Annotated in this window: 22 protein-coding genes and 2 tRNA genes; 4 read left to right on the forward strand and 20 right to left on the reverse strand. The window is 48.5% G+C overall.

Going from position 1 to position 23,828, the window contains the following annotated elements:
- Positions 1-72: 72 nt before the first annotated feature.
- Both asnA and DWZ76_RS12765 read right to left on the reverse strand, forming a co-directional pair.
- The gene (gene asnA / locus DWZ76_RS12760) at positions 73-1,083 is read right to left on the reverse strand and encodes an aspartate--ammonia ligase (RefSeq protein ID WP_022360200.1); all 1,011 of its coding nucleotides are present in this window, start codon (positions 1,081-1,083) and stop codon (positions 73-75) included.
- Positions 1,084-1,324: 241 nt separating this feature from the next.
- Positions 1,325-2,101, reverse strand: a complete 777-nt coding sequence (locus DWZ76_RS12765; RefSeq protein WP_118293745.1) for an HAD family hydrolase — start codon at positions 2,099-2,101, stop codon at positions 1,325-1,327.
- A 542-nt stretch (positions 2,102-2,643) separates the two neighbouring features.
- Between DWZ76_RS12765 and DWZ76_RS12770 the strand changes: the two genes are divergently transcribed.
- A tRNA-Pro gene (locus DWZ76_RS12770) sits at positions 2,644-2,717 on the forward strand.
- Positions 2,718-2,830: 113 nt separating this feature from the next.
- On the opposite strand, the gene DWZ76_RS12775 is transcribed toward DWZ76_RS12770, so the two are convergent.
- The 4 genes from DWZ76_RS12775 to trkA all read right to left on the reverse strand — a co-directional run bounded on the left by DWZ76_RS12775 (position 2,831) and on the right by trkA (position 6,363).
- Entirely contained in the window at positions 2,831-3,055 is a 225-nt protein-coding gene (locus DWZ76_RS12775; RefSeq protein ID WP_106999714.1) for a hypothetical protein, read from the reverse strand.
- Positions 3,056-3,249: 194 nt separating this feature from the next.
- A complete protein-coding gene (locus tag DWZ76_RS12780) occupies positions 3,250-3,540 on the reverse strand; it encodes a hypothetical protein (RefSeq protein ID WP_022359095.1) in 291 nt (96 codons plus the stop codon).
- Between the two features lie 15 nt (positions 3,541-3,555).
- Complete coding sequence (locus DWZ76_RS12785; protein ID WP_117795212.1) at positions 3,556-4,995, reverse strand: TrkH family potassium uptake protein; 1,440 nt, start codon at positions 4,993-4,995, stop codon at positions 3,556-3,558.
- Between the two features lie 9 nt (positions 4,996-5,004).
- On the reverse strand, positions 5,005-6,363 hold the full coding sequence (gene trkA / locus DWZ76_RS12790) for a Trk system potassium transporter TrkA (RefSeq protein WP_118472912.1): 1,359 nt from the start codon (positions 6,361-6,363) through the stop codon (positions 5,005-5,007).
- Positions 6,364-6,681: 318 nt separating this feature from the next.
- Between trkA and DWZ76_RS12795 the strand changes: the two genes are divergently transcribed.
- A tRNA-Gly gene (locus tag DWZ76_RS12795) sits at positions 6,682-6,752 on the forward strand.
- Between the two features lie 215 nt (positions 6,753-6,967).
- Here the strand turns inward: DWZ76_RS12795 and DWZ76_RS12800 are convergent.
- On the reverse strand, positions 6,968-7,837 hold the full coding sequence (locus DWZ76_RS12800; protein ID WP_118472913.1) for a M15 family metallopeptidase: 870 nt from the start codon (positions 7,835-7,837) through the stop codon (positions 6,968-6,970).
- Positions 7,838-8,106: 269 nt separating this feature from the next.
- Entirely contained in the window at positions 8,107-8,397 is a 291-nt protein-coding gene (locus DWZ76_RS12805) for a phage holin family protein (protein WP_022359091.1), read from the reverse strand.
- Positions 8,398-8,643: 246 nt separating this feature from the next.
- On the opposite strand from DWZ76_RS12805, the gene DWZ76_RS15110 reads away from it, so the two are divergent.
- The gene (locus DWZ76_RS15110; RefSeq protein ID WP_182430745.1) at positions 8,644-8,907 is read left to right on the forward strand and encodes a hypothetical protein; all 264 of its coding nucleotides are present in this window, start codon (positions 8,644-8,646) and stop codon (positions 8,905-8,907) included.
- 125 nt (positions 8,908-9,032) lie between these two features.
- Here the strand turns inward: DWZ76_RS15110 and DWZ76_RS12815 are convergent, their stop codons facing one another.
- The 10 genes from DWZ76_RS12815 to ileS form a co-directional block, all read right to left on the reverse strand.
- Positions 9,033-9,644 carry a manganese catalase family protein gene (locus DWZ76_RS12815; RefSeq protein ID WP_118293749.1) on the reverse strand — a complete coding sequence of 204 codons (612 nt, stop codon included), beginning with the start codon at positions 9,642-9,644 and terminating at the stop codon, positions 9,033-9,035.
- A 3-nt stretch (positions 9,645-9,647) separates the two neighbouring features.
- Positions 9,648-9,902 (reverse strand): spore coat protein CotJB, encoded by a 255-nt coding sequence (locus DWZ76_RS12820; protein WP_022360123.1) that lies wholly within the window; start codon positions 9,900-9,902, stop codon positions 9,648-9,650.
- Entirely contained in the window at positions 9,902-10,300 is a 399-nt protein-coding gene (locus DWZ76_RS12825; protein ID WP_233430131.1) for a spore coat associated protein CotJA, read from the reverse strand. Before DWZ76_RS12825 ends, DWZ76_RS12820 begins: the two co-directional genes overlap by 1 nt.
- Before the next feature lie 92 nt (positions 10,301-10,392).
- Positions 10,393-10,788, reverse strand: coding sequence for a CBS domain-containing protein (locus DWZ76_RS12830; protein ID WP_022360124.1), 396 nt, complete (start codon positions 10,786-10,788; stop codon positions 10,393-10,395).
- A 204-nt stretch (positions 10,789-10,992) separates the two neighbouring features.
- On the reverse strand, positions 10,993-11,583 hold the full coding sequence (locus DWZ76_RS12835) for a lactate utilization protein (protein WP_106999707.1): 591 nt from the start codon (positions 11,581-11,583) through the stop codon (positions 10,993-10,995).
- 450 nt (positions 11,584-12,033) lie between these two features.
- Positions 12,034-12,801 (reverse strand): M23 family metallopeptidase, encoded by a 768-nt coding sequence (locus DWZ76_RS12840; RefSeq protein WP_106999706.1) that lies wholly within the window; start codon positions 12,799-12,801, stop codon positions 12,034-12,036.
- 40 nt (positions 12,802-12,841) lie between these two features.
- A complete protein-coding gene (locus DWZ76_RS12845; RefSeq protein ID WP_118472914.1) occupies positions 12,842-13,834 on the reverse strand; it encodes a SpoIID/LytB domain-containing protein in 993 nt (330 codons plus the stop codon).
- Positions 13,835-14,048: 214 nt separating this feature from the next.
- Complete coding sequence (locus DWZ76_RS12850; protein ID WP_118472915.1) at positions 14,049-14,573, reverse strand: hypothetical protein; 525 nt, start codon at positions 14,571-14,573, stop codon at positions 14,049-14,051.
- A 27-nt stretch (positions 14,574-14,600) separates the two neighbouring features.
- On the reverse strand, positions 14,601-17,069 hold the full coding sequence (locus tag DWZ76_RS12855; RefSeq protein ID WP_118472916.1) for a glycogen/starch/alpha-glucan phosphorylase: 2,469 nt from the start codon (positions 17,067-17,069) through the stop codon (positions 14,601-14,603).
- Between the two features lie 46 nt (positions 17,070-17,115).
- Positions 17,116-20,304, reverse strand: a complete 3,189-nt coding sequence (gene ileS, locus DWZ76_RS12860) for an isoleucine--tRNA ligase (protein WP_118472917.1) — start codon at positions 20,302-20,304, stop codon at positions 17,116-17,118.
- 572 nt (positions 20,305-20,876) lie between these two features.
- Here ileS and DWZ76_RS12865 point away from each other — a divergent pair.
- Positions 20,877-22,340 carry a nicotinate phosphoribosyltransferase gene (locus DWZ76_RS12865; protein ID WP_106999701.1) on the forward strand — a complete coding sequence of 488 codons (1,464 nt, stop codon included), beginning with the start codon at positions 20,877-20,879 and terminating at the stop codon, positions 22,338-22,340.
- Positions 22,341-22,604: 264 nt separating this feature from the next.
- Here DWZ76_RS12865 and DWZ76_RS12870 read toward each other — a convergent pair whose 3' ends face one another.
- Both DWZ76_RS12870 and DWZ76_RS12875 read right to left on the reverse strand, forming a co-directional pair.
- Positions 22,605-23,333 (reverse strand): YebC/PmpR family DNA-binding transcriptional regulator, encoded by a 729-nt coding sequence (locus DWZ76_RS12870; protein WP_022360132.1) that lies wholly within the window; start codon positions 23,331-23,333, stop codon positions 22,605-22,607.
- Between the two features lie 143 nt (positions 23,334-23,476).
- Entirely contained in the window at positions 23,477-23,824 is a 348-nt protein-coding gene (locus DWZ76_RS12875) for a type II toxin-antitoxin system PemK/MazF family toxin (protein WP_022360133.1), read from the reverse strand.
- Positions 23,825-23,828: the final 4 nt, after the last annotated feature.

The following is a 23,828-nucleotide window of genomic DNA, read 5'->3' on the forward strand; positions in this document are numbered from 1 at the left end:
ATGAATTTCTTATTACACAAAAAACTGCCGCAGAAAATCACTTTCCCGGGCAGCTTTTCATCAATTTTATTTTTACAGCAGATGAATGTTGTGAGCCTCTGCCTCTGCGCGCACACCGTCCGGCCAGATCGACGCCTGCACCTCTCCGATATGTGCTTTCCGCAGAAAGAACATACAGATACGGGACTGACCGATACCGCCGCCGACTGTATACGGAAGCTCTCCCTCCAGAACTGCTTTCTGGAATGGCAGCTCCGCGCGTTCCTCACATCCCGCCTTTACCAGCTGCTCTTTCAGGGAATCCTCATCAACACGGATACCCATGGAAGAAAGCTCCAGTCCGATATCCAGAACTGGATAATATACCAGAATATCGCCGTTTAATTTCCAGTCATCATAGTCCGGAGCACGACCATCGTGCTTCTCACCGGATTTCATCTTGTCACCAATCTGCTCAATAAATACCGCACCATGCAGCTTCGCAATCTTATACTCGCGCTCCTTCGGTGTGCAATCCGGATACATATCTTCCAGTTCCTGGGTCGTCACAAATGTGATATTTTCCGGAAGATAACGTCCAATGTACTCATATTCATATGCCATATAGTCCTCGGTCACTTTCAGTGCCTTGTAAACCGAACGGACAATGGATTCCAGTGTCTCACGGGTACGATCTTTTTTACTGATGATCTTCTCCCAGTCCCACTGATCCACATAAATGGAATGGATGTTGTCTGTATCCTCATCACGACGAATCGCGCTCATGTCGGTGTAAAGGCCTTCACCTTCCTGAAATCCGTACTCTTTTAATGCCTGACGTTTCCATTTGGCGAGAGAATGTACAATCTCAGCCTTCCGATCTTTCTGCTCCAGAATCCCAAAGGATACCGGGCGCTCTACGCCGTTTAAGTTATCGTTCAGACCAGATTCCGGCAGTACAAAAAGCGGTGCGGACACACGGGTCAGATTGAGCTGTTTTGCCAGTTCTCTCTGAAAAAAGTCCTTGATTTCCTTGATAGCAACCTGTGTTTCTCTCAAATCCAATACCGGTTTATAACCAGCCGGAGTAATTAAATGTTCCATCTGTTACATCCTCTCTTTTTCCCGGTGCGTGTCCGGTTCCCTGCCGCACTGCCGATTTCTGCAGCCGCAGTTCATCCTTTTAGTCAAAGCTTGCAGGCACGCGCCTTTTAAGTCATTTCTTGTTATTGTACTGCATGGAATTTCTACTCAAAGAAACTCACCTGTGGACAATAACCGTTTGGTAGCTATTATATCATTTATATAGGAAAATGGGAACAGGTAAAATAGGAAAATAACTTCTTTAAAATAAATGAAGGTGTTCGCACGCTTTATAAATTCCATCTTCCCCGATCGGTGCCGTCACGTAATCGGCTACTTTTTTAAGCGCATCCACTGCATTTCCCATCGCCACGCCGATGCCGGCTTCCTGCACAACCTCAATATCATTCATGCTGTCGCCAAATGCCACTGTATCGGAGAGATCTTCTTTTTCTCCAAAATACACCGCCAGCCTGCGGAGTCCGTCCGCCTTGGAATTGCCTTTCTCGACCACATCCGCGCCATGTCCGCTCGCAAACATCGGCAATTTCAGGGTCGGAAATTCCCGTTCCATCTCCTTCACCTGTTCACGGCTGCCGACAAACGCCAGTGTCCGGACCGGCATCGTGAGCATCTTCCACGGATTCTGGAACTGCCGCCCGCAGCTTCCCCAGAAGCGGATATCATTAGCCGCAATGATCTCCGGATGGATATAGTAATCTTCATCCCCCACCGTCATGCCGATTCCGAATCCCTTTTCATCGCAGAAACTCAGCACCCGGCGCAGGAGTTCCGGATCAAAGATGTGCTCAAACAGCAGCTTATCTCCCACTGTGATCTTCGTCCCGTTCATATGTACAATCGCATCCGGACGGACGATGTCCCGGTACGATGTACTGTAATAATTATCCATATCGCGCCCCGTTGCCAGCACAATCTTGTACTTCGGGCGTAGCTTTTCAATCGCCTCCAGCGCACTCGGTGTGATCTGATCCGTCCGGTGGTCTAAGAGGGTCATGTCAAGGTCAAAACTTATCATGATGTTCTCCTTGGGGTTGGTTACTACAAAAGGTCACAGCCGAAGACTCTGCTATGACCTTTTCTTTTAATTATCCACGTTTTCATCATACCATTTTTCAAATTTGGAGTCAATATTTGGAAAATATTCATTCTATTGATCCATTCCATTGATTCATAAAATTCCACTCAACCATCAAAATTACATCAAAAAACAAACATCCGGCAGCGAAAATTTAGAAGTCATAGTTGATTTTTGATGTAATTTTGATATAATGATATGCATATGATGTTGGGGGCAAAAGCTTTTGACCCCTCTGATACCGAATTGCTCTGCACTGCGTGCTCCCGCAATTCTCAAAAACATTCGCAATTCGCTCATTTTTCTTTGAAAAATGGCTACTTACTCATGTTTTTGGCGGGTCCCAAGGTCAAAAATTCTCCTGCAAGCAAGCTTGCGTCGAACTTCTGACCTTTTGACCCTGGTATCATGCATATAATATTTCAACAAATGGCGGTATATGTCAGCTGAACATTTGGCAAAGTGCAGCTATGATTTATTTTCGGGGTATGGCGTAGCTTGGTAGCGCGCTCGGCTGGGGGCCGAGAGGTCGCAGGTTCAAATCCTGTTGCCCCGATTTTTAGCGTATTCTTAGAGTTCTTAATAACTGAAGGGAAGAAAGCCGGGCAGCTCTCACCGCCCGGCTTTCTTTCCCTCAGTTCACACCTCGTGCAAATTGAATCGCCCTCTCTAGTTTCCGCAGCCACAGCCGCCATTATTGCCGCAGCCGCAGCCAGACTGGCTGTCTCTTCCGGCATCATAGCCATCCCGATAGCCGATTGCATAACCATCGTTGAAACCTCTCCGATAGGAATTTCTTCCGTTATTTCCACAGCTATTCCAGCCCCATCCATTATTTCCACAGCCGCCGCATCCTCCGCAGTGTCCACAACCATTACCCCAAGACCAACACATATGATAATCTCCTTTTCATTTTTCATTGATACTATATCATATGCCTGTCAACGCAAAGTGTGTCCCACTTCCCCGGAAGCCACACTGTCAGCCGTTTCAAGCATCTGTCCCAAAACAAGCCACCAGCCATTTTCTCTGCATCATGGCAGCAAAAATGGGCGCATGCCAGACACATCACGCCCACTTTTATCTACTTACACCCGGAAGTTCCGGCTCTTAAACACATACACATGTGCGAACAGTGTCACCAGCACAACTGCCGCCAGCACCAGATCGCCCGTACCGCCGCCCAGATGAAACGCCATGCCAAACAGCGACAGCGTATCAATCGCAAACAGCCATTTTTCAACCGCATACACCTTTTTCAGGTTATATTTCTTCGGATCGATCGAATCCGATATAAAAATCAGGAAATCTTTGCCGCAGAACAAATCAATTGTCTCTGCCAGTCCCAGACACCCCGTTAAAAAGAACAGTATATCCATCCGCATTCTCCTTCCCTAGAACCGCTTCCAGGTTTCCCTTGAAAACAGCAGAAGTACCGGGAAAATCTCCAGACGTCCTGCCAGCATATCAAAAATCAGAACCACTTTTGAGAAATTACTGAAAAATCCAAAGTTTCCGGTCGGTCCGACCAGCGCCAGACCCGGTCCGATATTATTAAACGTAGCCGTAACCGCCGTAAAATTCGTCACCAGATCGTATTCATCCAGAGAAATCAGCAGAACAGATACCGTAAAAATGAGCACATACGCAACCATAAACACATTCGTCGAGCGCACAACCTCATGCTCCACGATCTTTCCATCCATTTTGATCTTCTCCACTGCACTCGGGTGCAGGTACTGTTTCAGCTCCTTTTTTACCGATTTAAGCAGAATCAAAACACGCGACACCTTGATACCGCCTCCGGTACTGCCCGCGCAGGCGCCGATAAACATCAAAAGTACCATAATCGTTCTTGAAAGCTGCGGCCATTTATCAAAATCCACCGTGGCATAACCGGTCGTCGTGATAATCGAACCGACCTGGAATGCCGCATCCTGGAATGCCTGCAGTGCATTGCCGCAGAGTGCTACCGTATTGACTGTAATGATGCCAATCGCCGATGCAATGATTAGAAAATATGCCCGGACCTCCTGCATTTTAAAGGCCTGTCCCATCTTCCGCATCAGCAGAAAGAAGTAAAAGTTAAAGTTCACTCCGAACAGAATCATAAACACCGTCACGACATTTTTCTGAAATGCCGTGTAGCTCGCCAGACTATCATTCCGGATTGCAAAACCACCCGTACCTGCTGTTCCGACCGTGATCGTGATCGCGTCGAAAATCGGCATTTTCCCAAGAATCAGAATCACAGCCTCAAGAATCGTCATTCCCAGATAAATCTGGTATAACAGCTTCGCCGTCATCTGAACCTTCGGAACGAGACGACTCACGATGGGTCCTGGGCTCTCCGCTTTCATCAAATTCATATGGGAACCGCCCACCATCGGCAGGACACTCAGAAGAAATACCAGAACGCCCATACCGCCGATCCAGTGCGTAAAACTTCGCCAGAATAATAAGCATTTCGGCAGCTGCTCCACATTGCTCAGAATACTTGCACCGGTCGTCGTAAAGCCCGATACCGTCTCAAACAAGGCATCGATCGGATTTGGAATATAGCCGCTTAATACAAACGGCACTGCTCCCATCACACTGAGTAAAACCCAGCTTAGAGAAACCGCCACAAAGCTCTCCGCCACATAAAAGATCTGATTTTTCGGTTTCCGGCGTACCAGAAGCATACCAACCATCAGGCATACTGCCATCGTTGCCAGAAAACACCATACCTCTGACTCACGGTAAATCAGTGCCACTACCGTCGGAAGCACCATAAAAGCCGCCTCAAAATTCAGGATCCAGCCTATGATATAAAATACAATCGAATAATTCATCTATGCCGCCTACTTTCTCAGGATGTCGCGGATATCCCGCAGACCTTTCTGACTCGTCAGGACGATCACTGTATCGCCCTGCTGGATGCAGTCCTGTCCACGCGCGATCTTGATATTACCGCCGCGGTTGATGCATCCGATCAGCAGGTTGTTCTTGAGATTCAGATTCATCAGCGGAATGCCCGTCACTTCCGACTCCTCGCGGATCACAAACTCCAGCGCTTCCGCCCGGCTGTCGAGAATATGGTACAACGTCTCCACATTGCTACCGATGGTATTCTGCATCGCGCGCACATACTGTAAAATGTAGTCCGCCGTAATGTATTTCGGATAAATCAGACTTCCCAGATCCAGCTTGCTGATCAGCTCGTCAAAGGCGATCCGGTTAACCTTCGTCACCAGCTTCGCGCTGGAATTTTCCTTCGCATACAGCGCAAGGAATACATTTTCCTCATCCATATTCGTCAGAGTGACAAATGCCTCCGCCGTCATCAGCCCCTCTTCCAGAAGAAGCTGCCGGTCCGTTCCGTCGCCGTTGAGGATCAACGCATCGTCCAGAAGTTCTGTCAGAACCTCGCAGCGCGCTTTATCCTTCTCCACAATTTTAACCCGGATCTTCATCGCCGCCAAAAGTTTTGCCAGATAATAAGCAATCGTACCGCCTCCGACAATCAACGTATTTCTGACCTGGTTTGTCTGAATGCCGATCTTGCGGAAAAATTCTGCCGAATTTGCCGGGGAGGCGATAATCGACACCATATCCCCGTTTTTGATCACAAATTTACCATCCGGGATCGCCACCTCATCGCCGCGCTCAACACCGCCGATCAGGACATCGCAGCGGAATTGGCTGTCAATATCCATGACCGAAAGCCCGTCCAGCTTAAACTCCGGTTTTACCTTAAATTTCAGAAGCTCTACCTTTCCCTTGGCAAATGGATCGATCTTGATCGCTGACGGGAAGCGCAGAATTCTCGAAATCTCCGTCGCCGCCGCATATTCCGGGTTAATAATCATGGAAATTCCCAGCTGCTGCTTGATAAAGGTAAGCTCGTTGCTGTAAATCGGATTCCGCACACGCGCAATCGTGTGGCAATGCCCCACTTTTCTCGCAATCAGGCAGCAGAGAAGGTTCATCTCATCCGACCCTGTCACGGCAATCAGCATGTCCGCCGTCTGCACACCTGCCTCGATCTGCATGGAAATGCTGGCACCATTTCCCACCAGCTTGATCGCATCGATATCATCTGACACCCGCTGCATCCGCTCCGCAGACGTATCGATCATCACCACATTGTGATCTTCCCGGACAAGCTGCTCCGCCAGCGTCGTACCAACCTTGCCGCATCCGATAATGATTATATCCATAGTTTCCTCCGTTATTTTCTGTTTATCCGCCATACCGATACAGATTTATATACAAAATAAAAAATGTGCCTTAACACTTTCCTATGACGGAAAAAGGGTGCCTGAAAACCGCGCCCTAATCCATACGGAATTATTATAACACCTTCTGCGAGTTTTTGAAATATAAATTGTGTTAAGAGGGGATTTTGTGGGCGTTTTGAATATATTTGTCTCTTTCGGTCCCAAAAGTGCCTACCCGTGTACAGTAACTTTCCTCCCTTTTTGGCAAGATAAATTTCTTGACTTTTTCAGAAAAAACAGTATACTTAATATATATTTGCAGATATGGTTCATCGGTAGAACGCTAGCTTCCCAAGCTGGAAAGGCGGGTTCGATTCCCGTTATCTGCTTTTTTTGACGGATGCGGAAACCCTTGTAAATGCTGGATTTTTCCTTTATTTACAAGGGTTTCCGGTGTTTTTGGAGCATCTACCACGAAAGCATATTTCAGTATAAAGAACCCCTTTTTCTGGGGAAATATCACACGAAAAAGGGCTGTTTTTCCTTTATTTTCAAGGAATGACAGCCCCTTATTATGCGCTTATATTGTGTTTTTCATCATATTTTATCGTATATGTCCGTCCTCTGCTATCCGATCTGCGGTAATCATCCAGCCATCCGAATCAAACGCATACGCCTGCCCGTCAATCTGGCAGACTGCATCGTGCCGGTAGGTGTACCCACTCAGCAGATACCACCAGCGCCCGTCCTGGCACACCCAGCCAGTAAGATACTTGCCAGACACCCAGCCGTCCGCAGTCTGGATCCACGGTGCTCCGCTGACAAAACACTTCCGGATCGGCTGCACCTGCTGATCCTTACTGTATCGCTTGCCAGAGTCAGCACCTGCCGGAGCTGTCCGGATGATGAGTGAGGACGCAGTGATGCTCAAGCCGTGTGCGCCGCTCTTGATGTCCTTGAGATCCGCCGCTCCGGCATCGCTGTCGGCTTTGACTGTCGCTACATCCATTTTAGGCCAGGTCTTTTTAAACGCCTCAAAGGTGCCGTAACGCTGTTTAAGAATATTGGTGCCGCTGCCCCAGTCCGGCAGATAAAGATGTGGCTTGTCTACGATGCTACGCCAGTCTCCGCCCCAGGCAAGTCCTAAAGCTTTTGCCAGCTCTGCGGCCTTTTTAAACATACCTGTGCTGTCATTGTAGGCATCGTCTGACACGCTGCCATCGCCGTCCACATCCATCTTAAGATAAAAATCAAAAGCAACCCCCCACTGATGCTGACTGCTATAGCTACTGCCTTTGGCATTGGTTACAATGTTGCCAGGCTTGGTACGTCCTTGCGCGTACAGAGCGTCCTGCTCCGCCACCGTCCGCAGTGTCTCTCCGATGGCTACTGTGATACCCTCGGTCGCACAGGCTTTGATCCAGGCGGACGCAATGCGCTGGAGACGCGGATGGCATAATGTGATATCTCTCATAGATTTGTCCTCTTTTCTTTATGATATGAAAAAATATGAAATTTTGTTTTCCGGGGTATCTTGCAAAGAATTTTCGCATATGCTATAATGCCGATAGGCTAAGAGATAGTAGTTGTCCATCACAGGCAACGACAAAACCCCCAAGGATCGCGACTCCTTGGGGGTTTTTATTCCTACTATCGGCTTTCGTCGATTTTCCCCTATTGTTGCGATGTCGCAACGGCAGCCACGCCCCGAACTGCCGCGGGAGATAGTCGGATCGCCTCCTTCTACTCTTCTTTTCCTGACTGCTTAAAAATCTGGTTTACATACGTAGACAATCCCGCCACAAGGACGCCCTGTGTAAGTGCCGTGAAAACTGCCAGCGCGATATCCTGACCACTGCCGCAGGCACAGGTGGCGAACACATAGATGGCACAAATCGCAACGCCAATCAGCCCATTAATGAGTGGGATGTATTTGTCTTTCACTGTCTCACTCTGCTTCAGCCACATCCCAATAAAGTACAGCACTACTGCTACCACAAGTAATTCCGGCTTTACATAATCTTTAATCTGCATACCTTATCCCTCCATCTGCTTTTCCAAATCTGCGATCCGATGGTTTGCCACCCGGATCTGTTTCTGCATCACTGCCTCGGTCTCCTCTAATTTATATGTACGCTCAATTACTGTATGAAAGCAATTATGAATGATGAAGTCATGGAACGACTGATTGATACGCTGATGGAGTTGCAGAAGAAAGAAAGCACCGATCTGCCTCTTTTGAAAAAGTAGCTTGCAGAAACGGAAAAAGGTATTAACAATATGCTCAACTCCATTCAAGCAGGGATTTTTACTCCGTCCACCAAGCAAAGACTGGACGAGTTGGAGGAAACCAAAAGGCAGCTTGAAGTCAGCATTTTGCAGGAGGAAATGCACAAGCCCCTGCTTACAAGAGAACAGATAGCATTTTTCATTTACCGCTTCCGTAAATTTGATGTGACAAAGCGGGAACAGCGGCAAAGACTGATTGACAGTTTTGTAAATGCGGTGTATCTTTATGAGGACAAGATAATTCCTTACTTTTAACTGTAAGAACAGTTCTAAGACCATCACACTGGCGGAGGTTGAGGGTTCGGATTTATCCGCACTCGGTGCTGGTTTGAAAACCTCCGTAAAGAATGAATTTGACATTGTTTACGGAGGTTTTTGTTTTATCCCTTCGCTTTCACTTTATCAAACTCTGGGTTAAACGTATAGAAATTACGACTGCTCAGGTGATCCTGTACATTTCTTAAAGCTTCGCCAAACCGCTGAAAATGTACAATCTCCCGCTCGCGCAGAAAACGGATCGGATCGCATACTTCCGGATCTTTGACCACGCGGAGAATATTGTCGTAGGTTGTGCGGGCTTTCTGCTCTGCTGCCATATCCTCATATAAATCCGTGATCGCATCGCCCTTCGACTGGAACTCGCACGCATTGAACGGGATTCCGCCTGCTGCCTGCGGCCAGATTGCCGTGGTGTGGTCGATATAGTATGGTCCGAACCCGGATGACTCGATCTGTGCCGGAGTAAGGTTGCGCGTGAGCTGCTGGACAATGGCGGCAATCATCTCCATATGGGCGAGTTCCTCGGTTCCGATGTCGGTCAGAAGTCCTTTCTGCATCTTATAAGGCATCGTATACCGCTGGGACAGGTAGCGCATAGAGGCTCCGATTTCGCCGTCAGGACCGCCATACTGGCTCATTACATATTGCGCGATCTTCGGATTCGGCGTCTTGATATTGACTGGATATTGTAATCTTTTTTCATATCTCCACATACGCTACACCTCCCCTTCCCACGGCCAGCGCTCTGTAAGCCAGGACCATGTGCATGCATCGTCCGCATCCTCGATCGTGAGCGGTCCAAACGATGCCTCATACGCTTTAACAGCTTCTTTCCGAAGTGCCACCACATACCGGTAATAATTCAGCGCATTCCTGTCATCCGGGTGGGTGTCCAGATAGAGAATCACATCATCCATTGCAAAGCTGGCATCATCAATCCGTTTCATCAATTTTCTGGCAGTCTCATTCATCAGCAGGCACCTCCCATCATAAACGGCAGATCCAGATCCGGAAAAATAGTTCCCCGCCTGAATGCGGTTTCCAGCGCATACGGCTGCTGCCAGGACTGAATCGGTACATATCCCATGCCGACCGGATAATTTCCGCCTCCCAGAAATGTCTGCGGCGGCCTGTTCCCTCCTGTCTGCGGATACGGGCGGGCAGGTCGGATTTCTGGACCCTGCGGGCAAAATGCCCCATTTTCCGAAACAAGATGCACCGAACCAGCACAAGGTATTTCCGGCGGACAGGTTGGCGGTGCGGTATTTATGCAACGATTGCCAGAAATGCCTGCCACCGGGCATGACATAAGAGGCATTCCCGAACGGCAGGCATTTTTCCGGCTGGAGTTATCCTGATAACCATTCATATTTCATTCTCCTACAAAAGCAGTTATACTTTATCTTATGCAGGAAATATATAAATGCGATCGCCGCTGAAAAACAGAGCGATCATTATGTACTATTTTTTACAAAGGTAACTGATAACATCTTTTCTGGTAATAATACCGATAAAATTTTTCTGATCATCCAGCACCGGCACGAAATTCTGGTTCATGATCTTTCCCAGAAGATCTTCCATATCCGCATTGACAAGTACCGGCTGATTATCCGAACGGCGTGGAATCTCAGTGATCCGCACTTTTTCTAGTCCTTTCTGCACCAGATCTGTCTTATTTTTGAGTCCCCACAGCAAGTCGCCCTCGGTTAATGTTCCTGCGTAACGCCCTGCCTTCGTGATGATCGGCACCGCAGAATACTTGTACTTTTCCATCGTATCCATTGCCTGCCCAACCGTGTCCTCCTCATTCACATAAATGACTTCGCTTTTCGGTGTCAGAAAAAATAATATATTCATGGTTTACCTGTTCTCCTTTCATCTTTCCCCATACGTCCCCCATACGTATCTGTAGATTTTGTATATTTTCGTTCAAATCTGCCTTCGTTCTTCTTGATTATACCAAATCCGTCCAAAAAAGATATAAAGAAATCCTTATTTTTCCATCAAATTTTTCTGTAATCGGTACTGTTCATACCCGTGACCAGTAACTATATTCCGCTCCTAATAACCCATCTCCTCATCCACAAACACAACCTCTACTTCCATCCCATTGCTCGGACGCTCCAGGATCACGATCGAATGGCAAATCCGTGCCGGGCTGTTGCAGTCTACGCAGACGCCCGTTTTCGCACACGGGGTCTGGACCTGCAGACGGGCTGCGTTCTTCGGTGCTGCGATCTGTTTTGCACGTTCCATCGCAGATGTCAAATCCGGACAGACTTTATTGTTTCCAATGACAAAATATACTTTTTCCGGTCCGAATAAGGTCTGCGACACGCGGTTTCCGGTTCCATCGATATTGACCAGTTCTCCGGTTTTGGAAACACCATTAGCGCTGGTTATGTACACCTCGGCACTTCTCGCTTCCACAAGCATCTCGCGCCCTGCCTTTTTCCAGTGCCAGATCACCTCATTTTTCTCGGAAAGTGCCTCATAAAGTCCCATCTCCTGTGCCGTCACACTTCCGCCTATCGCAACTTTTTTCCCGGAAATCTGATCTTTCAGATAGTCCGACGCAGCCTTCTTTGTATCAAAGAAACTCGTTTTAAATCCGTGACGTTCAAAATTATTCTTCAGCAGTTCCTGTTCCATCTTTGTCCTCCTTATTAAATCGTTCAATTTATAGTAACTTTTATTTATAACCTACATTGACAGCCTTTGATCTTTGAAAATATTCGTACTTTACCTATAGTATATCAAATATTGGCAGAAAAACAAGGCAGAGCAAATTAGCTGCCCGCCTTGCTTCAAGTCAAGTTACTGTTCACGCATGCGTGCCCAGTAACGGAATTTGCCGTGGCTTCGCATTCAAATACGGCAAATTCCTGCTACCACCACGTTTTCTTACGGCACTTTCGGTTCCAAAAGTGCCTACCCGTAAACAGTATCAAGTCAACAAAATTCCCTGTCTTCATGTTTTCATACAGCAGCTTTCTGTTTCAAAACCACCTGTCACAAAACACAAACTTATCCCTTCATTTCCAATTTCTGCCACAGCCAGAACCAGACTGCAAGGCGTATCATAAACAGCATTTCAGCCTGTCATTCCAGATAGTCCAGCGCATCCACCGGTTCTCCGTCGTGCATCAGCTCGAAATATACGTTATTTCCCTCAATCGAATAGTATTTGGTCGGCTCTGCCACATATCCGAGTATCGTATCTTTTGCCACATACTGCTTCTGCGCCACCTGAACGTCTTTGAGCTGTCCACAGACCGCCGTGTAGCCGCTTCCCAGATCCAGCACAACATAATTGCCGATCTCCTCATTAGAACCGACTTCGGTTACCTGCGCCTCGGCGGGTGCGGCGACCGGCTCACTCACATCGCCCTGGATAATGAGCGCCGGATTGCATTTGTATTGATCGAGCGTCGGAAAATAGATGGTCGAATCCATGCTGTAATCGAGAATCACATTGCCCTGGACCGGCCAGCTTAAGCGATCGGTTCCATTGTAGGAAAGTGCGCGTGCGGCAGCTGCTCCGGCTCCCAGACTGCTCTCTTTTTCCTCCTCCATCGGCTTCTGATCGGCTTCATCCCGGTTATTGACCGAATACGAAGCGTCCGAACTTCCTGCCACCTGTGCGCGTGTTTCCGCCTGTCCGTCGTTTTCTTCTAAACGGTTCTGCGGCATCTCTTCCGCCAGGATTCCCTCCGTCTGCGGCACATCCAGATACGGATTTCTTCCATCCTGTGCATTATCTTTTCGAATTTTTACGGTTCCTGCTGCGGCTACGATTGTCAGCAGACCAAGCACTGTCATTACCAGAACAAGTTTGTCCCTGAATAACTGTCTTACTTTATTTTTCACGTTTATCACCTCGGTATTAGTCTTGCCGAAGTGAATCGTTTTATTCAGAAACGATTTGAATATTTTTAAAATAATGCTTTAAAATTTCTTCCGCGCTGCTCCCATTCTCCGCCATGAGTCCCGCCCCGTACTGCGACAACCCGTAACCATGCCCGCGCCCATAAGTAACACAGCGGATTTCATCCCCGTCTTCCTCGAGGGAAAAAGCTGGCGACGGCACGCCTAACGCATAGCGCACCGCGTCCCCGCTGTACGTCTCCGCCCCAATCTGCACGGTTTCCACATAACCGGCGCTGTCCCGTTTCACGATCTGAATTTCCTCCAGAATCCGCTCTTCTTCCAAATTTTCCAGATCCGGGTGTTCTCCCAATGCATTCAGTCCTTCTTCCAGACGTTTTTTCAGTTCTTCCCGTGTCATGCCCTGCCGCGTCAGGTAGCCGCCAGCGCCCTCATCCTCCTTTGCCGCAACCGACGCCAGATACGGATGCGCCTCATCCCCTTCGCGCGTCCGCCCCGCGCTCACTGCATGAAACAGCGGCTCAATATAATTCCCATCCCAGATCGCCGTCTGTCCTGCGCTCTCCCGCACCGCCCCACAGATCGTCTGGTAATATTCCGGCATTCCAGCCGCCTCAAACCGGCTCTCGATCTGCTCCGGCTCCAGATAATCCATATCTAACGCCGATTCCTCGATCGAATCTGCCCCGTCCATCTCCCGGTACAGCGCCGTCCGCGCCAGAATTGCCTGCGCCTTGACTGCCTCCTTCGGATAGCCGTCCGGAATCTGCACTGCAGTCAGACCGATCAGATATTCTTCCAGTGGGACAGCATACCCGGTTCCGTTGTTGCGGACGCCATCCTCCCGATCCAGAAGGATCTGCCGACCATCCGTCTGACTTCCCCCTCCAGATGTTCTATCTGAATTTCCACCGATTTTTCCTCCATCCGCCCCCTGCACACGCCCGGAAACTGCCAGTGTTGTGATATATGGGATCAAAAAAGCCGCCAGTACGGCGGCAGTTCTCTTCTTCATTTCGGTTCTCCTGTTTTGACTGTTCCAGTACGGTTTCACGCATTTTCTGTTTTGCCATACCAGTAAACTTATGGTTTCAATGCCTTACAAACCAGCTTCTTTTCTCTGCCTTCCTTATCTTATGACAGGCACTCAAAAAATATCACAAGTCTACGCTCCGGCTTTTCCTCCGCCGCCCTTTGCAGTCTCTTCCAGTTTCCCCTCTATCATTCTTTTACTCCCCCAGCGTCACACCATCCAGCAGCCAGCGGAACCATCCCTTTTTCTTCATCACCACAGTTCCATGAAAGTCCATCGTCTTCTCCGGTGCCAGCACCTCATCGCCTTTTTCCAGGCAGAAACGCACCGAAACCGTGTAGTCATACGTCCGCGCCTTCTTCTCCCGCCCCGTCTCGCTCAGCTGACAGTTCGTCACATACACGCGTTCCACCGGTGCGGAAAACTGCGATAATAAAAGAACATACGGAAGCCCCGTCTGCTCCAGCGCCTCGCATCCAGCCTCGGTTGCCGTCTTTCCATACTCTTTCGCGTAGATCGCCGTCAGACCGTCCTGATACACCTCATCCAGATCAAACGCCCGGTTCGCCGTATAAAGCGAATAGATTTCCTTTTTCGCCTGCTGATAGGCGCTGTTTTTATAAGAAGCAAACAAAAACAGCGAAATGATAAAAAAGAGGGAAGCACCCACAAGAGGAACCGAAAATCCTTGTGTCCCCGGTCTTTTTCTGTATCCTCTCATAGTGTGTCCTCCCTCTTTTTACTCCTTTTACAGTGCCTTTACATCATCATCGTCCACATGGATCTTCTCCAGATGCCAGATGTCGCGCACATACTCCTCGATGGTACGGTCAGAGGAGAATTTACCAGCGCTTGCTGTGTTGAGCATGGCTGCTCTCGCCCACCAGTTCTCGTCACGGTAAGCTGCCTCGACGCGTTTCTGTGCTTCCGCATAGGAACGGAAATCTTTCAGGATGAAGTAGGTATCTGCCTTGGCACTGTTCTTTGTATTTAACAGAGAATTGTAAATATCGCGGAACAGCTCCGGATCCTGCGGTGAATAGTAGCCGTTGATGAGCTGCATCAGCACGCGACGGATATCCTGGTCGGTGTTGAAGATCTCCTCCGGATTGTAACCGCCGTTGTTCTCATAATTGATAACCTCGTCAGCGCTCAGACCGAAGATAAATGCGTTCTCCTTGCCTACCTCCTCGACGATCTCCACGTTCGCACCATCCATCGTGCCCAGCGTCAGCGCACCGTTCAGCATGAACTTCATGTTGCCGGTACCGGACGCCTCCTTGCTGGCGGTGGAAATCTGCTCGCTGACATCCGCTGCCGCAAAAATCAATTCTGCGTTGGAAACGCGGTAATCTTCGATAAACACAACTTTCAGCTTACCATTGATGGATTTATCATTGTTGATAACATCTGCTACGGAGTTAATCAGTTTGATCGTCTTCTTGGCAATCTGGTAACCTGCCGCTGCTTTCGCACCAAAGATAAAGGTTCTCGGAACCATATCCATGTTTGGATTGTCTTTGAGCTGGTTATACAGGTACATTACATGAAGGATATTTAAAAGCTGTCTCTTGTACTCATGGAGACGTTTTACCTGTACATCGAAAATGGAACGCGGATCAATGTCGATGCCGTTGTGCTCCTTGATGTATTTTGCCAGGCGCAGTTTATTCTGATACTTGATGTTCATAAATTCCTGCTGGAATTTCGGATCATCGACGTATACTTTTAATTTTGCCAGGTGCGGAAGATCGGTAATCCACTCGTCGCCAATCTGCTCCGTGATCCAGTCTGCCAGAAGCGGATTGCCATGCAGCAGGAAACGACGCTGGGTGATACCGTTTGTCTTATTGTTAAATTTCTCCGGCATCATCTCGTAGAAATCTTTCAGCTCCTGATTTTTCAGAATCTCGGTGTGAAGTTTTGCCACACCGTTGACGGAATATCCGGCTACGATCGCCAGATGCGCCATCTTAACCTGACCGTCAAAGATGATCGCCATCTTTTTAACTTTCTCATAGTTATTCGGGTACTTATTCTGTACCTCGATCAGAAAACGGCGGTTGATCTCTTCCACAATCTGGTATACACGCGGAAGCAGGCGGGAGAACAGCTCGATCGGCCATTTTTCCAGCGCCTCTGCCATGATAGTGTGGTTGGTGTATGCACAACATTTTGTTGTGATACCCCACGCCTCATCCCAGTTTAAGCCTTCCTGATCCAGGAGCAGGCGCATCAGCTCAGCAACTGCCACGGTCGGATGCGTATCGTTCATCTGGAATACGATCTTCTCCGGCAGTTTGTGAATATCATCGTTGGTCTCTTTGAATTTCTTCAGAGCAACCTGTAAGCTGGCAGAAATGAAGAAATACTGCTGTTTAAGACGCAGCTCTTTACCCGCATAGTGGTTGTCGTTCGGATAAAGGACCTCAACCAGGTTCTTCGCCAGATTCTCCTGCTCGACCGCCTTCTGGTAATCACCCTTGTCAAATGCAGAAAGGCTGAACGTGTCGATCGGCTGTGCATCCCAGATACGCAGGGTGTTGACTACGTTGTTGCCGTAGCCGACAATCGGCATATCATACGGAACTGCCAGAACAGACTGATAACCTTCCTGTACAAAATGGTTGCGCTCACCGTCCCACTCGGTCTTGACATAACCGCCAAATTTAACCTCGGTCGCATACTCCGGGCGGCGAAGCTCGAACGGATAACCGTTTTTCAGCCACTCATCCGGCACCTCCACCTGGTAGCCGTCCTTGATTTTCTGCTTAAACATACCGTAGTGGTAACGGATGCCGCAGCCGTAAGCCGGATAACCAAGAGTTGCCAGGGAATCCAGAAAACATGCTGCCAGACGCCCCAGACCGCCGTTTCCAAGTGCCGGATCCGGCTCCTGATCCTCAATCGCATTGAGGTCAAAACCAAGCTCTTCCAGTGCTTCCTTCACTGCTTTTTTCGCACCCAAGTTGATGATATTGTTACCAAGCGCACGTCCCATCAGAAACTCCATAGAAAGGTAATATACCTTCTTTGCGCCTGTCTCGTCAAACTGCTTCTGGGTTGCAATCCAGTCGTCGATAATCACATCCTTGATCGCATAGGACACAGCCTGGAATATCTGCTGCGGTGTCGCCTCGTCGATCGTTCTGCGGTACTGGTTCTTTACATTTTCGATAATACTCTTTTTAAACTCTTCTTTGCTGATCTCGCGCATCCTGTCCTCCTAATATTCGTAGTATCACGGTTTCCCGCCAGGCACATCAGTCAGTCGTTTTCTCAACACCAAACATACCTTTTTCGCCATTGATATCCCACTCTTTTGTGTATCCGCTCATGGTGCCAATCAGGATATTATCAGCCAGAACCTCTTTCTTGATTTCCTCTGTATGCTTCTTTAAAATTTCTGCAAGTTTATCATTTCCGTCCTGGAAGACGTTGATATGGTTCATTACCTCAAAACCGGCTTCCTTACGCATCGTCTGAATCTTACTGATGATCTCGCGGACAAAGCCCTCTTCGATGAGTTCCGGTGTCAGATTGGTGTCCAGAACAACGGTAACGAAATTGTCACCCTCAGATACAAAGCCCGGTACCTGTGCCATGTCAATCAGAAGATCTTCTTTTGCCAGCTCTACCTTTGTACCGTCCTGCGTCTCAAAGCTTAAAAGGTCGGTTTCATTTAAGGTATCCATCGCCTGATTTCCGTCCAGACCTGCAAGAATCTCTTTGATCTCGTTTACATACTTGCCATACTTGCGTCCAACGGTACGAAGCTGCGGCTTGAAGCTGTAGGAGGTAAATGCGCGGACATCATCCGTGAACTCTACCTTCTTCACATTCAGCTCATCCTGGATGATTTCCTGATAGAACTCCGGCAGAGCGGTCTCTGCCTTCACGAACATACGTCCGATCGGCTGACGGTTCTTGATGTTAGCAGTATTTCTTGCTGCACGGCCCAGAACGACAACCTTCAGGACTTCTTCCATTTTCGCTTCCAGATCCTTGTCGATGTGCGCCTCATTTGCAACCGGGAAGTCGCACAGATGGATGCTCTCCGGTGCCTCTTTATCCAGACTGCGAACCAGATTCTGGTAAATGTCTTCGGTCATGAACGGAATCATCGGAGCCGCTACCTTCGCTACAGTTACCAGTGCGGTGTAGAGTGTCATGTACGCATTGATCTTATCCTGCTCCATGCCCTTCGCCCAGAAACGCTCACGGCTTCTTCTGACATACCAGTTACTCATATCATCGACGAAATCCTGGAGCGCTCTTGCAGCCTCCGGAATTCGGTAGTTGCCCAGATCGTCGTCTACCTCTTTGATGAGGCTGTTTAACTTAGACAGCAGCCATTTGTCCATAACCGGAAGTTTATCGTATTCCAGCGTATATTTGGTTGCGTCAAAATTATCAATATTCGCATAGAGTACAAAGAATGCATAGGTATTCCAGAGAGTACCCATGAAACGTCTCTGTCCCTCGATAACGGCTTTTCCGTGGAAACGGTTCGGCAGCCACGGTGCACTGTTAATGTAGAAATACCAGCGGATCGCATCAGCGCCGTAAGTCTGCAGTGCATCGAACGGGTCAACCGCGTTGCCCTTGGACTTACTCATCTTCTGTCCGTTCTCATCCTGGACATGCCCCAGAACGATAACATTCTTGTACGGCGCCTTGTTAAAGATCAGGGTCGAGATAGCTAACAGGGAGTAGAACCATCCACGCGTCTGATCAACCGCCTCGGAGATGAAATCTGCCGGGAACTGCTGCTCAAACAGTTCTTTATTTTCAAATGGATAATGATGCTGTGCAAATGGCATGGAACCGGAATCAAACCAGCAGTCGATAACCTCCGGTACACGGTGCATCTGTTTGCCGCACTTCGGGCAGGTGATCGTCACATCATCGATGAATGGGCGGTGAAGCTCAACCTCTCCATTTGCCTCCTGATCCATCTCTTTTGCATATTTTTTCACAACGTCCGTGTAGTTCGGGCTCATAGATTTTAATTCTGCCTGGCTTCCGATCGCGTGCTGGCAGCCGCACTCGCACTCCCAGATATTTAATGGAGTACCCCAGTAACGGTTACGGCTCACGCCCCAGTCCTGGACATTCTCCAGCCAGTCGCCGAAACGCCCTTTACCGATGCTCTCCGGAATCCAGTTGATCGTGTTGTTGTTGCGGATCAGGTCATCCTTGACTGCGGTCATCTTGATGAACCAGGATTCACGTGCATAGTAGATAAGTGGTGTATCGCAGCGCCAGCAGTGCGGGTAGCTATGCTCAAATACCGGTGCAGAGAACAGAAGTCCGCTTTCTCTTAATGCTTTCAGAACCTCCGGATCGGCTTTCTTGCAGAACATACCAGCCCACGGAGTCTCCTTCGTCATCTCGCCCTTGCCGTCTACCAACTGTACGAACGGAAGGTCATATTTTCTGCCGACCTTGGAGTCATCCTCACCAAATGCCGGCGCAATGTGTACGACACCGGTACCATCGGTCAGTGTTACATAATTATCGCAGACAATGTAGAATGCTTTCTTATGCTGTTTTTCACAGGTTGCTACGGCATAGTCAAATAATGGCTCATACTCTTTATATTCCAGATCTTTTCCGACAAAGGTTTCCAGAACATCGTAAGTGCCCTCGCCCAGAACGGTATCACACAGCGCCTGCGCCATATAATAAACCGTGCCATCCTCTTTCATTTTTACCTTTACATATGTCTCGTCCGGATTTACACAGAGCGCCACGTTGGACGGAAGTGTCCACGGGGTGGTCGTCCATGCAAGAATGTATGCATCTTCGCCCTTTACCGGGAATTTAGCAATCGCAGAACGCTCTTTGACGTCCTTATATCCCTGTGCCACCTCATGGCTGGACAGCGGGGTGCCGCAGCGCGGGCAGTACGGTACGATCTTGAAGCCCTTATAAAGAAGTCCCTTGTTCCAGATTTCTTTTAATGCCCACCACTCAGACTCAATGAAGCTGTTGTGGTAGGTAACATACGGATGCTCCATGTCTGCCCAGAAACCAACGGTGTTGGAGAATCTTTCCCACATTCCTTTGTATTTCCAGACACTCTCTTTACAGTGCTCGATGAACGGTTCCAGACCATACTGCTCAATCTGCTCCTTGCCGTCCAGTCCCAGCATCTTCTCTACTTCCAGCTCAACCGGAAGACCGTGGGTATCCCATCCAGCCTTTCTCGGAACCATGTAGCCCTTCATCGCGCGGTATCTCGGAATCATATCCTTGATAACACGGGTCAGCACGTGTCCGATGTGCGGCTTGCCGTTTGCGGTAGGCGGTCCGTCATAGAATGTATAGGTCGGTCCCTGCTTACGGCTGTCGATACTCTTCTTAAAAATCTGCTCATCTTCCCAGAACTTCTCAATGTTCTTTTCACGTTCCACGAAATTCATGTTTGCCGGAACTTTGTTGTACATGATAAATTCCTCCTAAAAATATGAAATAAAAATGGACCCATCCTGTAACAGGACAAGGGCCCACTTGCTTTTAACCACCTATTACTGCATACCTTTATATGCGCTCCCTATAACGGAGGAAACCGTCGGTACTTACTGAATTTTCCTTCCGGGCGCTGTCAGAAACGGCGCTCAGACTTCCAAAAATGGTTCAGCCCGAAGCTCCGGAGTGATCTTCGCATCCGCCTTACTCACAGCAGGCTCTCACCGTCCCTGCCTCGCTCCCGCTTTCCGTGCGGCGCTACTGTCTCCATCATTGCTTTTCCTATCATAATTAGTAATCAAATCACTAACATGGACATTGTATCTTTTTTCCAGATGGTTGTCAAGGAATGTTTCGGATATGATTCACATGTTATAAAATTATCATTATTTTGCCATTCCCCTGATTTTATGGTATAGTATATAAAATATGTCTGTATTTACTTTAAAAAACAGACACAGACATTCATTGCAAATATAAACAATGAAGTATACTATATATAAAAAGAAGGGCGTGCCCGCAGCCGTCTTTCGCAACAAAGGAGAATATTATGGAGCCAAGAAACCTTACCCTATTGACCGACCTGTATGAACTGACGATGATGCAGGGCTATTTCCGGGAGAAAGATGCCAACGAAACCGTCATTTTTGATGCGTTCTACCGCACAAACCCAGATGGAAATGCGTTTTCCATCTGCGCCGGCTTAGAGCAGGTCATTGACTATGTGAAAAATCTTCACTTCGATGATGCCGACATCGAATACTTACGCGGACTCGGCATTTTTGATGAAGATTTCCTCGAATATCTTCACAATTTCAAATTTTCGGGTGACATTTACGCAATCCCGGAAGGCACCGTTGTCTTCCCGCGTGAGCCTCTCGTCAAGGTCATCGCGCCGATCATGGAAGCACAGCTGGTTGAGACTGCCATCTTAAACATCATCAACCACCAGAGCCTGATCGCGACCAAAACCTCCCGTATCGTCTTCGCCGCACGCGGGGACGGAATCATGGAGTTCGGGCTTCGCCGCGCGCAGGGTGCTGACGCCGGTACCTATGGCGCCCGCGCTGCCATGATCGCCGGCTGTATCGGCACTTCCAATGTACTGGCCGGAAAACTGTTTGACGTTCCGGTCAAGGGAACCCACGCACACAGCTGGATCATGAGTTTTCCAGATGAGCTGACTGCATTCCGCGCTTATGCAAAGCTCTATCCGAGTGCCTGCATCCTGTTAGCCGATACCTATGATACCCTGGGTTCCGGTGTTCCGAACGCGATCCGCGTCTTCCAGGAGATGCGCGACGCCGGTATCCCGCTGACTTTCTACGGCATCCGCCTCGACAGCGGCGACCTTGCATATATTTCCAAGAAAGCCCGCAAGATGCTGGATGACGCCGGATTCCCGGATGCAGTCATCTCCGCCTCCAACGATCTGGATGAATACCTGATCGACAGCCTGAAGATTCAGGGCGCTGCCATCACGTCCTGGGGTGTCGGCACAAACCTCATTACCTCCAAGGACTGTCCTTCCTTCGGCGGCGTTTATAAGCTGGCTGCCATCATGGACCGTCACACAGGCAAATTTATCCCGAAGATCAAGCTTTCGGAAAATACAGAAAAGGTTACCAATCCGGGCAACAAGACCATCCAGCGAATCTATGACAAGGAGACTGGCAAGATTATCGCAGATCTGATCTGTCTCGTGGATGAAGAGTTCGATGAGAAGAATTCCCTTCTGCTCTTCGATCCGATCGAGACATGGAAAAAGACACACCTCGCGCCGGGCACCTACACTATGCGCGAACTTCTCGTTCCAATCTTCAAAAACGGCGAATGCGTTTACGAGTCTCCAAAGGTTATGGACATCCGCGAATACTGCAAGAAAGAACAGGAGACGCTGTGGGATGAGTCCCGCCGTCTGGTAAACCCGCATGAGATTCATGTGGATCTCTCCAACGAGCTGTGGCATATGAAGGCACAGCTGTTAGACAGCTATCATTATACAAGCAACTAGTAGATAAAATACGAGTAAATACCATGTTCAGGCAAGTTTATTGCTGCCGGACATGGTATTTTTTTCTTTAACGCTTCCATAAAATTTGCAAAATAAAAACGAATGTGTCTCCAAGGAAATTCCTATTACACAAAAACTGCCGCCAAATACATCCGGCTGCCAGCCCTCTTCTTTGAAAAGTCCAGCCCGCCATTGTATTCCAGCGACAGTTTTTATATGAATCGTATCTTTATTTTTTTAAATCTATATCAAATATGATATTAATTACTCATCCCAGTTATGGTAAGTAGCCTGTACGTCATCATCCTCATCCAGAAGATCCAGGATTCTCTGCATCTTTTTGATGGATTCCTCATCGGTAAGCTCTACCCAGTTCTGCGGAATCATGGTAACGTCTGCTTCCATCATCGGAACGCCAGCCTTCTCCAGCGCCTCGCGGACTGCAGAGAAATCTTCCGGTGCGGTGATCACTTCGTAGCTGTCCTCCTCCTCGGAGAAATCCTCAGCTCCTGCATCCAGTGCAAGCATCATCAGCTCATCCGGATCCATCTCGCACTCTTCTTTGTCGATGATGATCTGACCTTTTTTATCAAACATGAAAGACACGCTGCCCGGAGTACCTACGTTTCCGCCGCCCTTGGTAAATGCGCTGCGGACATTCGCTGCGGTACGGTTCTTGTTGTCGGTCAGGGTATCTACGATGATAGCGACGCCATTCGGACCATATCCCTCATATGTAAGATTCTCGTAATTGACAGAGTTTGCATCTCCGGCTGCTTTCTTGATACCACGATCGATGGTATCGTTCGGCATATTGTTCGCTTTTGCTTTTGCAATCACATCACGCAGACGGCTGTTGTTTGCCGGATCCGAACCACCTTCCTTAACAGCTACGGCAATCTCACGACCGATAACGGTAAAGATTTTTCCCTTTGCTGCGTCGTTTCTCTCTTTTTTGTGCTTAATATTGGCGAACTTTGAATGTCCTGACATAAAATAACACTCCTCTTTCTATCTTCTTTGTTGTATCTTTTCGCTCATCAGCTTTTATATCACGCCGATTTCGGCACTAAAAAGCTGCATCTTAACTATTTTAACACCATTCTGTATGCTTGACAAGGGGTTCGCGGCTGATTTTATGTATCCAGTTCCAGACTGACCTTCAGCGCACGGTCCACTTCCTGTAAAAGCGCCCCGTCGATATGACAGATTTTCTCTTTCAGCCGCTGCTTATCGATCGTGCGGAGTTGTTCCAGTAAAATAACCGAATCCCTCACCATCGCACAGCGGCGCGTGTTTAATTCCACATGCGTCGGCAGCTTGGCTTTGTTCATCTTTGATGTGATCGCCGCGCAGATCACGGTCGGGCTGTGCTTGTTGCCGATATCATTCTGGATGACCAGCACCGGGCGGACGCCGCCCTGCTCTGAGCCGATGACCGGTCTTAAATCTGCGTAATAAATATCTCCTCGTCTGATAACCACTCGA

Origin of the sequence: Clostridium sp. AF35-15 (assembly GCF_003477745.1) — a bacterium.
GTDB classification, from domain to species: Bacteria; Bacillota; Clostridia; order Lachnospirales; family Lachnospiraceae; genus Otoolea; species Otoolea fessa.

Coding starts and splice junctions, on each gene's coding strand:
- DWZ76_RS12830 (WP_022360124.1), bottom strand. CDS start 10,788: ATGAATATATTATTTTTTCTGACACCGAAAAGCGAAGTCATTTATGTG.
- DWZ76_RS12850 (WP_118472915.1), bottom strand. CDS start 14,573: ATGAGAGGATACAGAAAAAGACCGGGGACACAAGGATTTTCGGTTCCT.
- DWZ76_RS12805 (WP_022359091.1), bottom strand. CDS start 8,397: ATGCAGATTAAAGATTATGTAAAGCCGGAATTACTTGTGGTAGCAGTA.
- DWZ76_RS12820 (WP_022360123.1), bottom strand. CDS start 9,902: ATGAATGAGACTGCCAGAAAATTGATGAAACGGATTGATGATGCCAGC.
- ileS (WP_118472917.1), bottom strand. CDS start 20,304: ATGTACAACAAAGTTCCGGCAAACATGAATTTCGTGGAACGTGAAAAG.
- DWZ76_RS15110 (WP_182430745.1), top strand. CDS start 8,644: ATGCTCAACTCCATTCAAGCAGGGATTTTTACTCCGTCCACCAAGCAA.
- DWZ76_RS12870 (WP_022360132.1), bottom strand. CDS start 23,333: ATGTCAGGACATTCAAAGTTCGCCAATATTAAGCACAAAAAAGAGAGA.
- trkA (WP_118472912.1), bottom strand. CDS start 6,363: ATGGATATAATCATTATCGGATGCGGCAAGGTTGGTACGACGCTGGCG.
- DWZ76_RS12825 (WP_233430131.1), bottom strand. CDS start 10,300: ATGAATGGTTATCAGGATAACTCCAGCCGGAAAAATGCCTGCCGTTCG.
- DWZ76_RS12815 (WP_118293749.1), bottom strand. CDS start 9,644: ATGTGGAGATATGAAAAAAGATTACAATATCCAGTCAATATCAAGACG.
- DWZ76_RS12765 (WP_118293745.1), bottom strand. CDS start 2,101: ATGATAAGTTTTGACCTTGACATGACCCTCTTAGACCACCGGACGGAT.
- DWZ76_RS12775 (WP_106999714.1), bottom strand. CDS start 3,055: ATGTGTTGGTCTTGGGGTAATGGTTGTGGACACTGCGGAGGATGCGGC.
- DWZ76_RS12800 (WP_118472913.1), bottom strand. CDS start 7,837: ATGAGAGATATCACATTATGCCATCCGCGTCTCCAGCGCATTGCGTCC.
- DWZ76_RS12835 (WP_106999707.1), bottom strand. CDS start 11,583: ATGGAACAGGAACTGCTGAAGAATAATTTTGAACGTCACGGATTTAAA.
- DWZ76_RS12855 (WP_118472916.1), bottom strand. CDS start 17,069: ATGCGCGAGATCAGCAAAGAAGAGTTTAAAAAGAGTATTATCGAAAAT.
- DWZ76_RS12780 (WP_022359095.1), bottom strand. CDS start 3,540: ATGGATATACTGTTCTTTTTAACGGGGTGTCTGGGACTGGCAGAGACA.
- DWZ76_RS12865 (WP_106999701.1), top strand. CDS start 20,877: ATGGAGCCAAGAAACCTTACCCTATTGACCGACCTGTATGAACTGACG.
- DWZ76_RS12845 (WP_118472914.1), bottom strand. CDS start 13,834: ATGAAGAAGAGAACTGCCGCCGTACTGGCGGCTTTTTTGATCCCATAT.
- asnA (WP_022360200.1), bottom strand. CDS start 1,083: ATGGAACATTTAATTACTCCGGCTGGTTATAAACCGGTATTGGATTTG.
- DWZ76_RS12785 (WP_117795212.1), bottom strand. CDS start 4,995: ATGAATTATTCGATTGTATTTTATATCATAGGCTGGATCCTGAATTTT.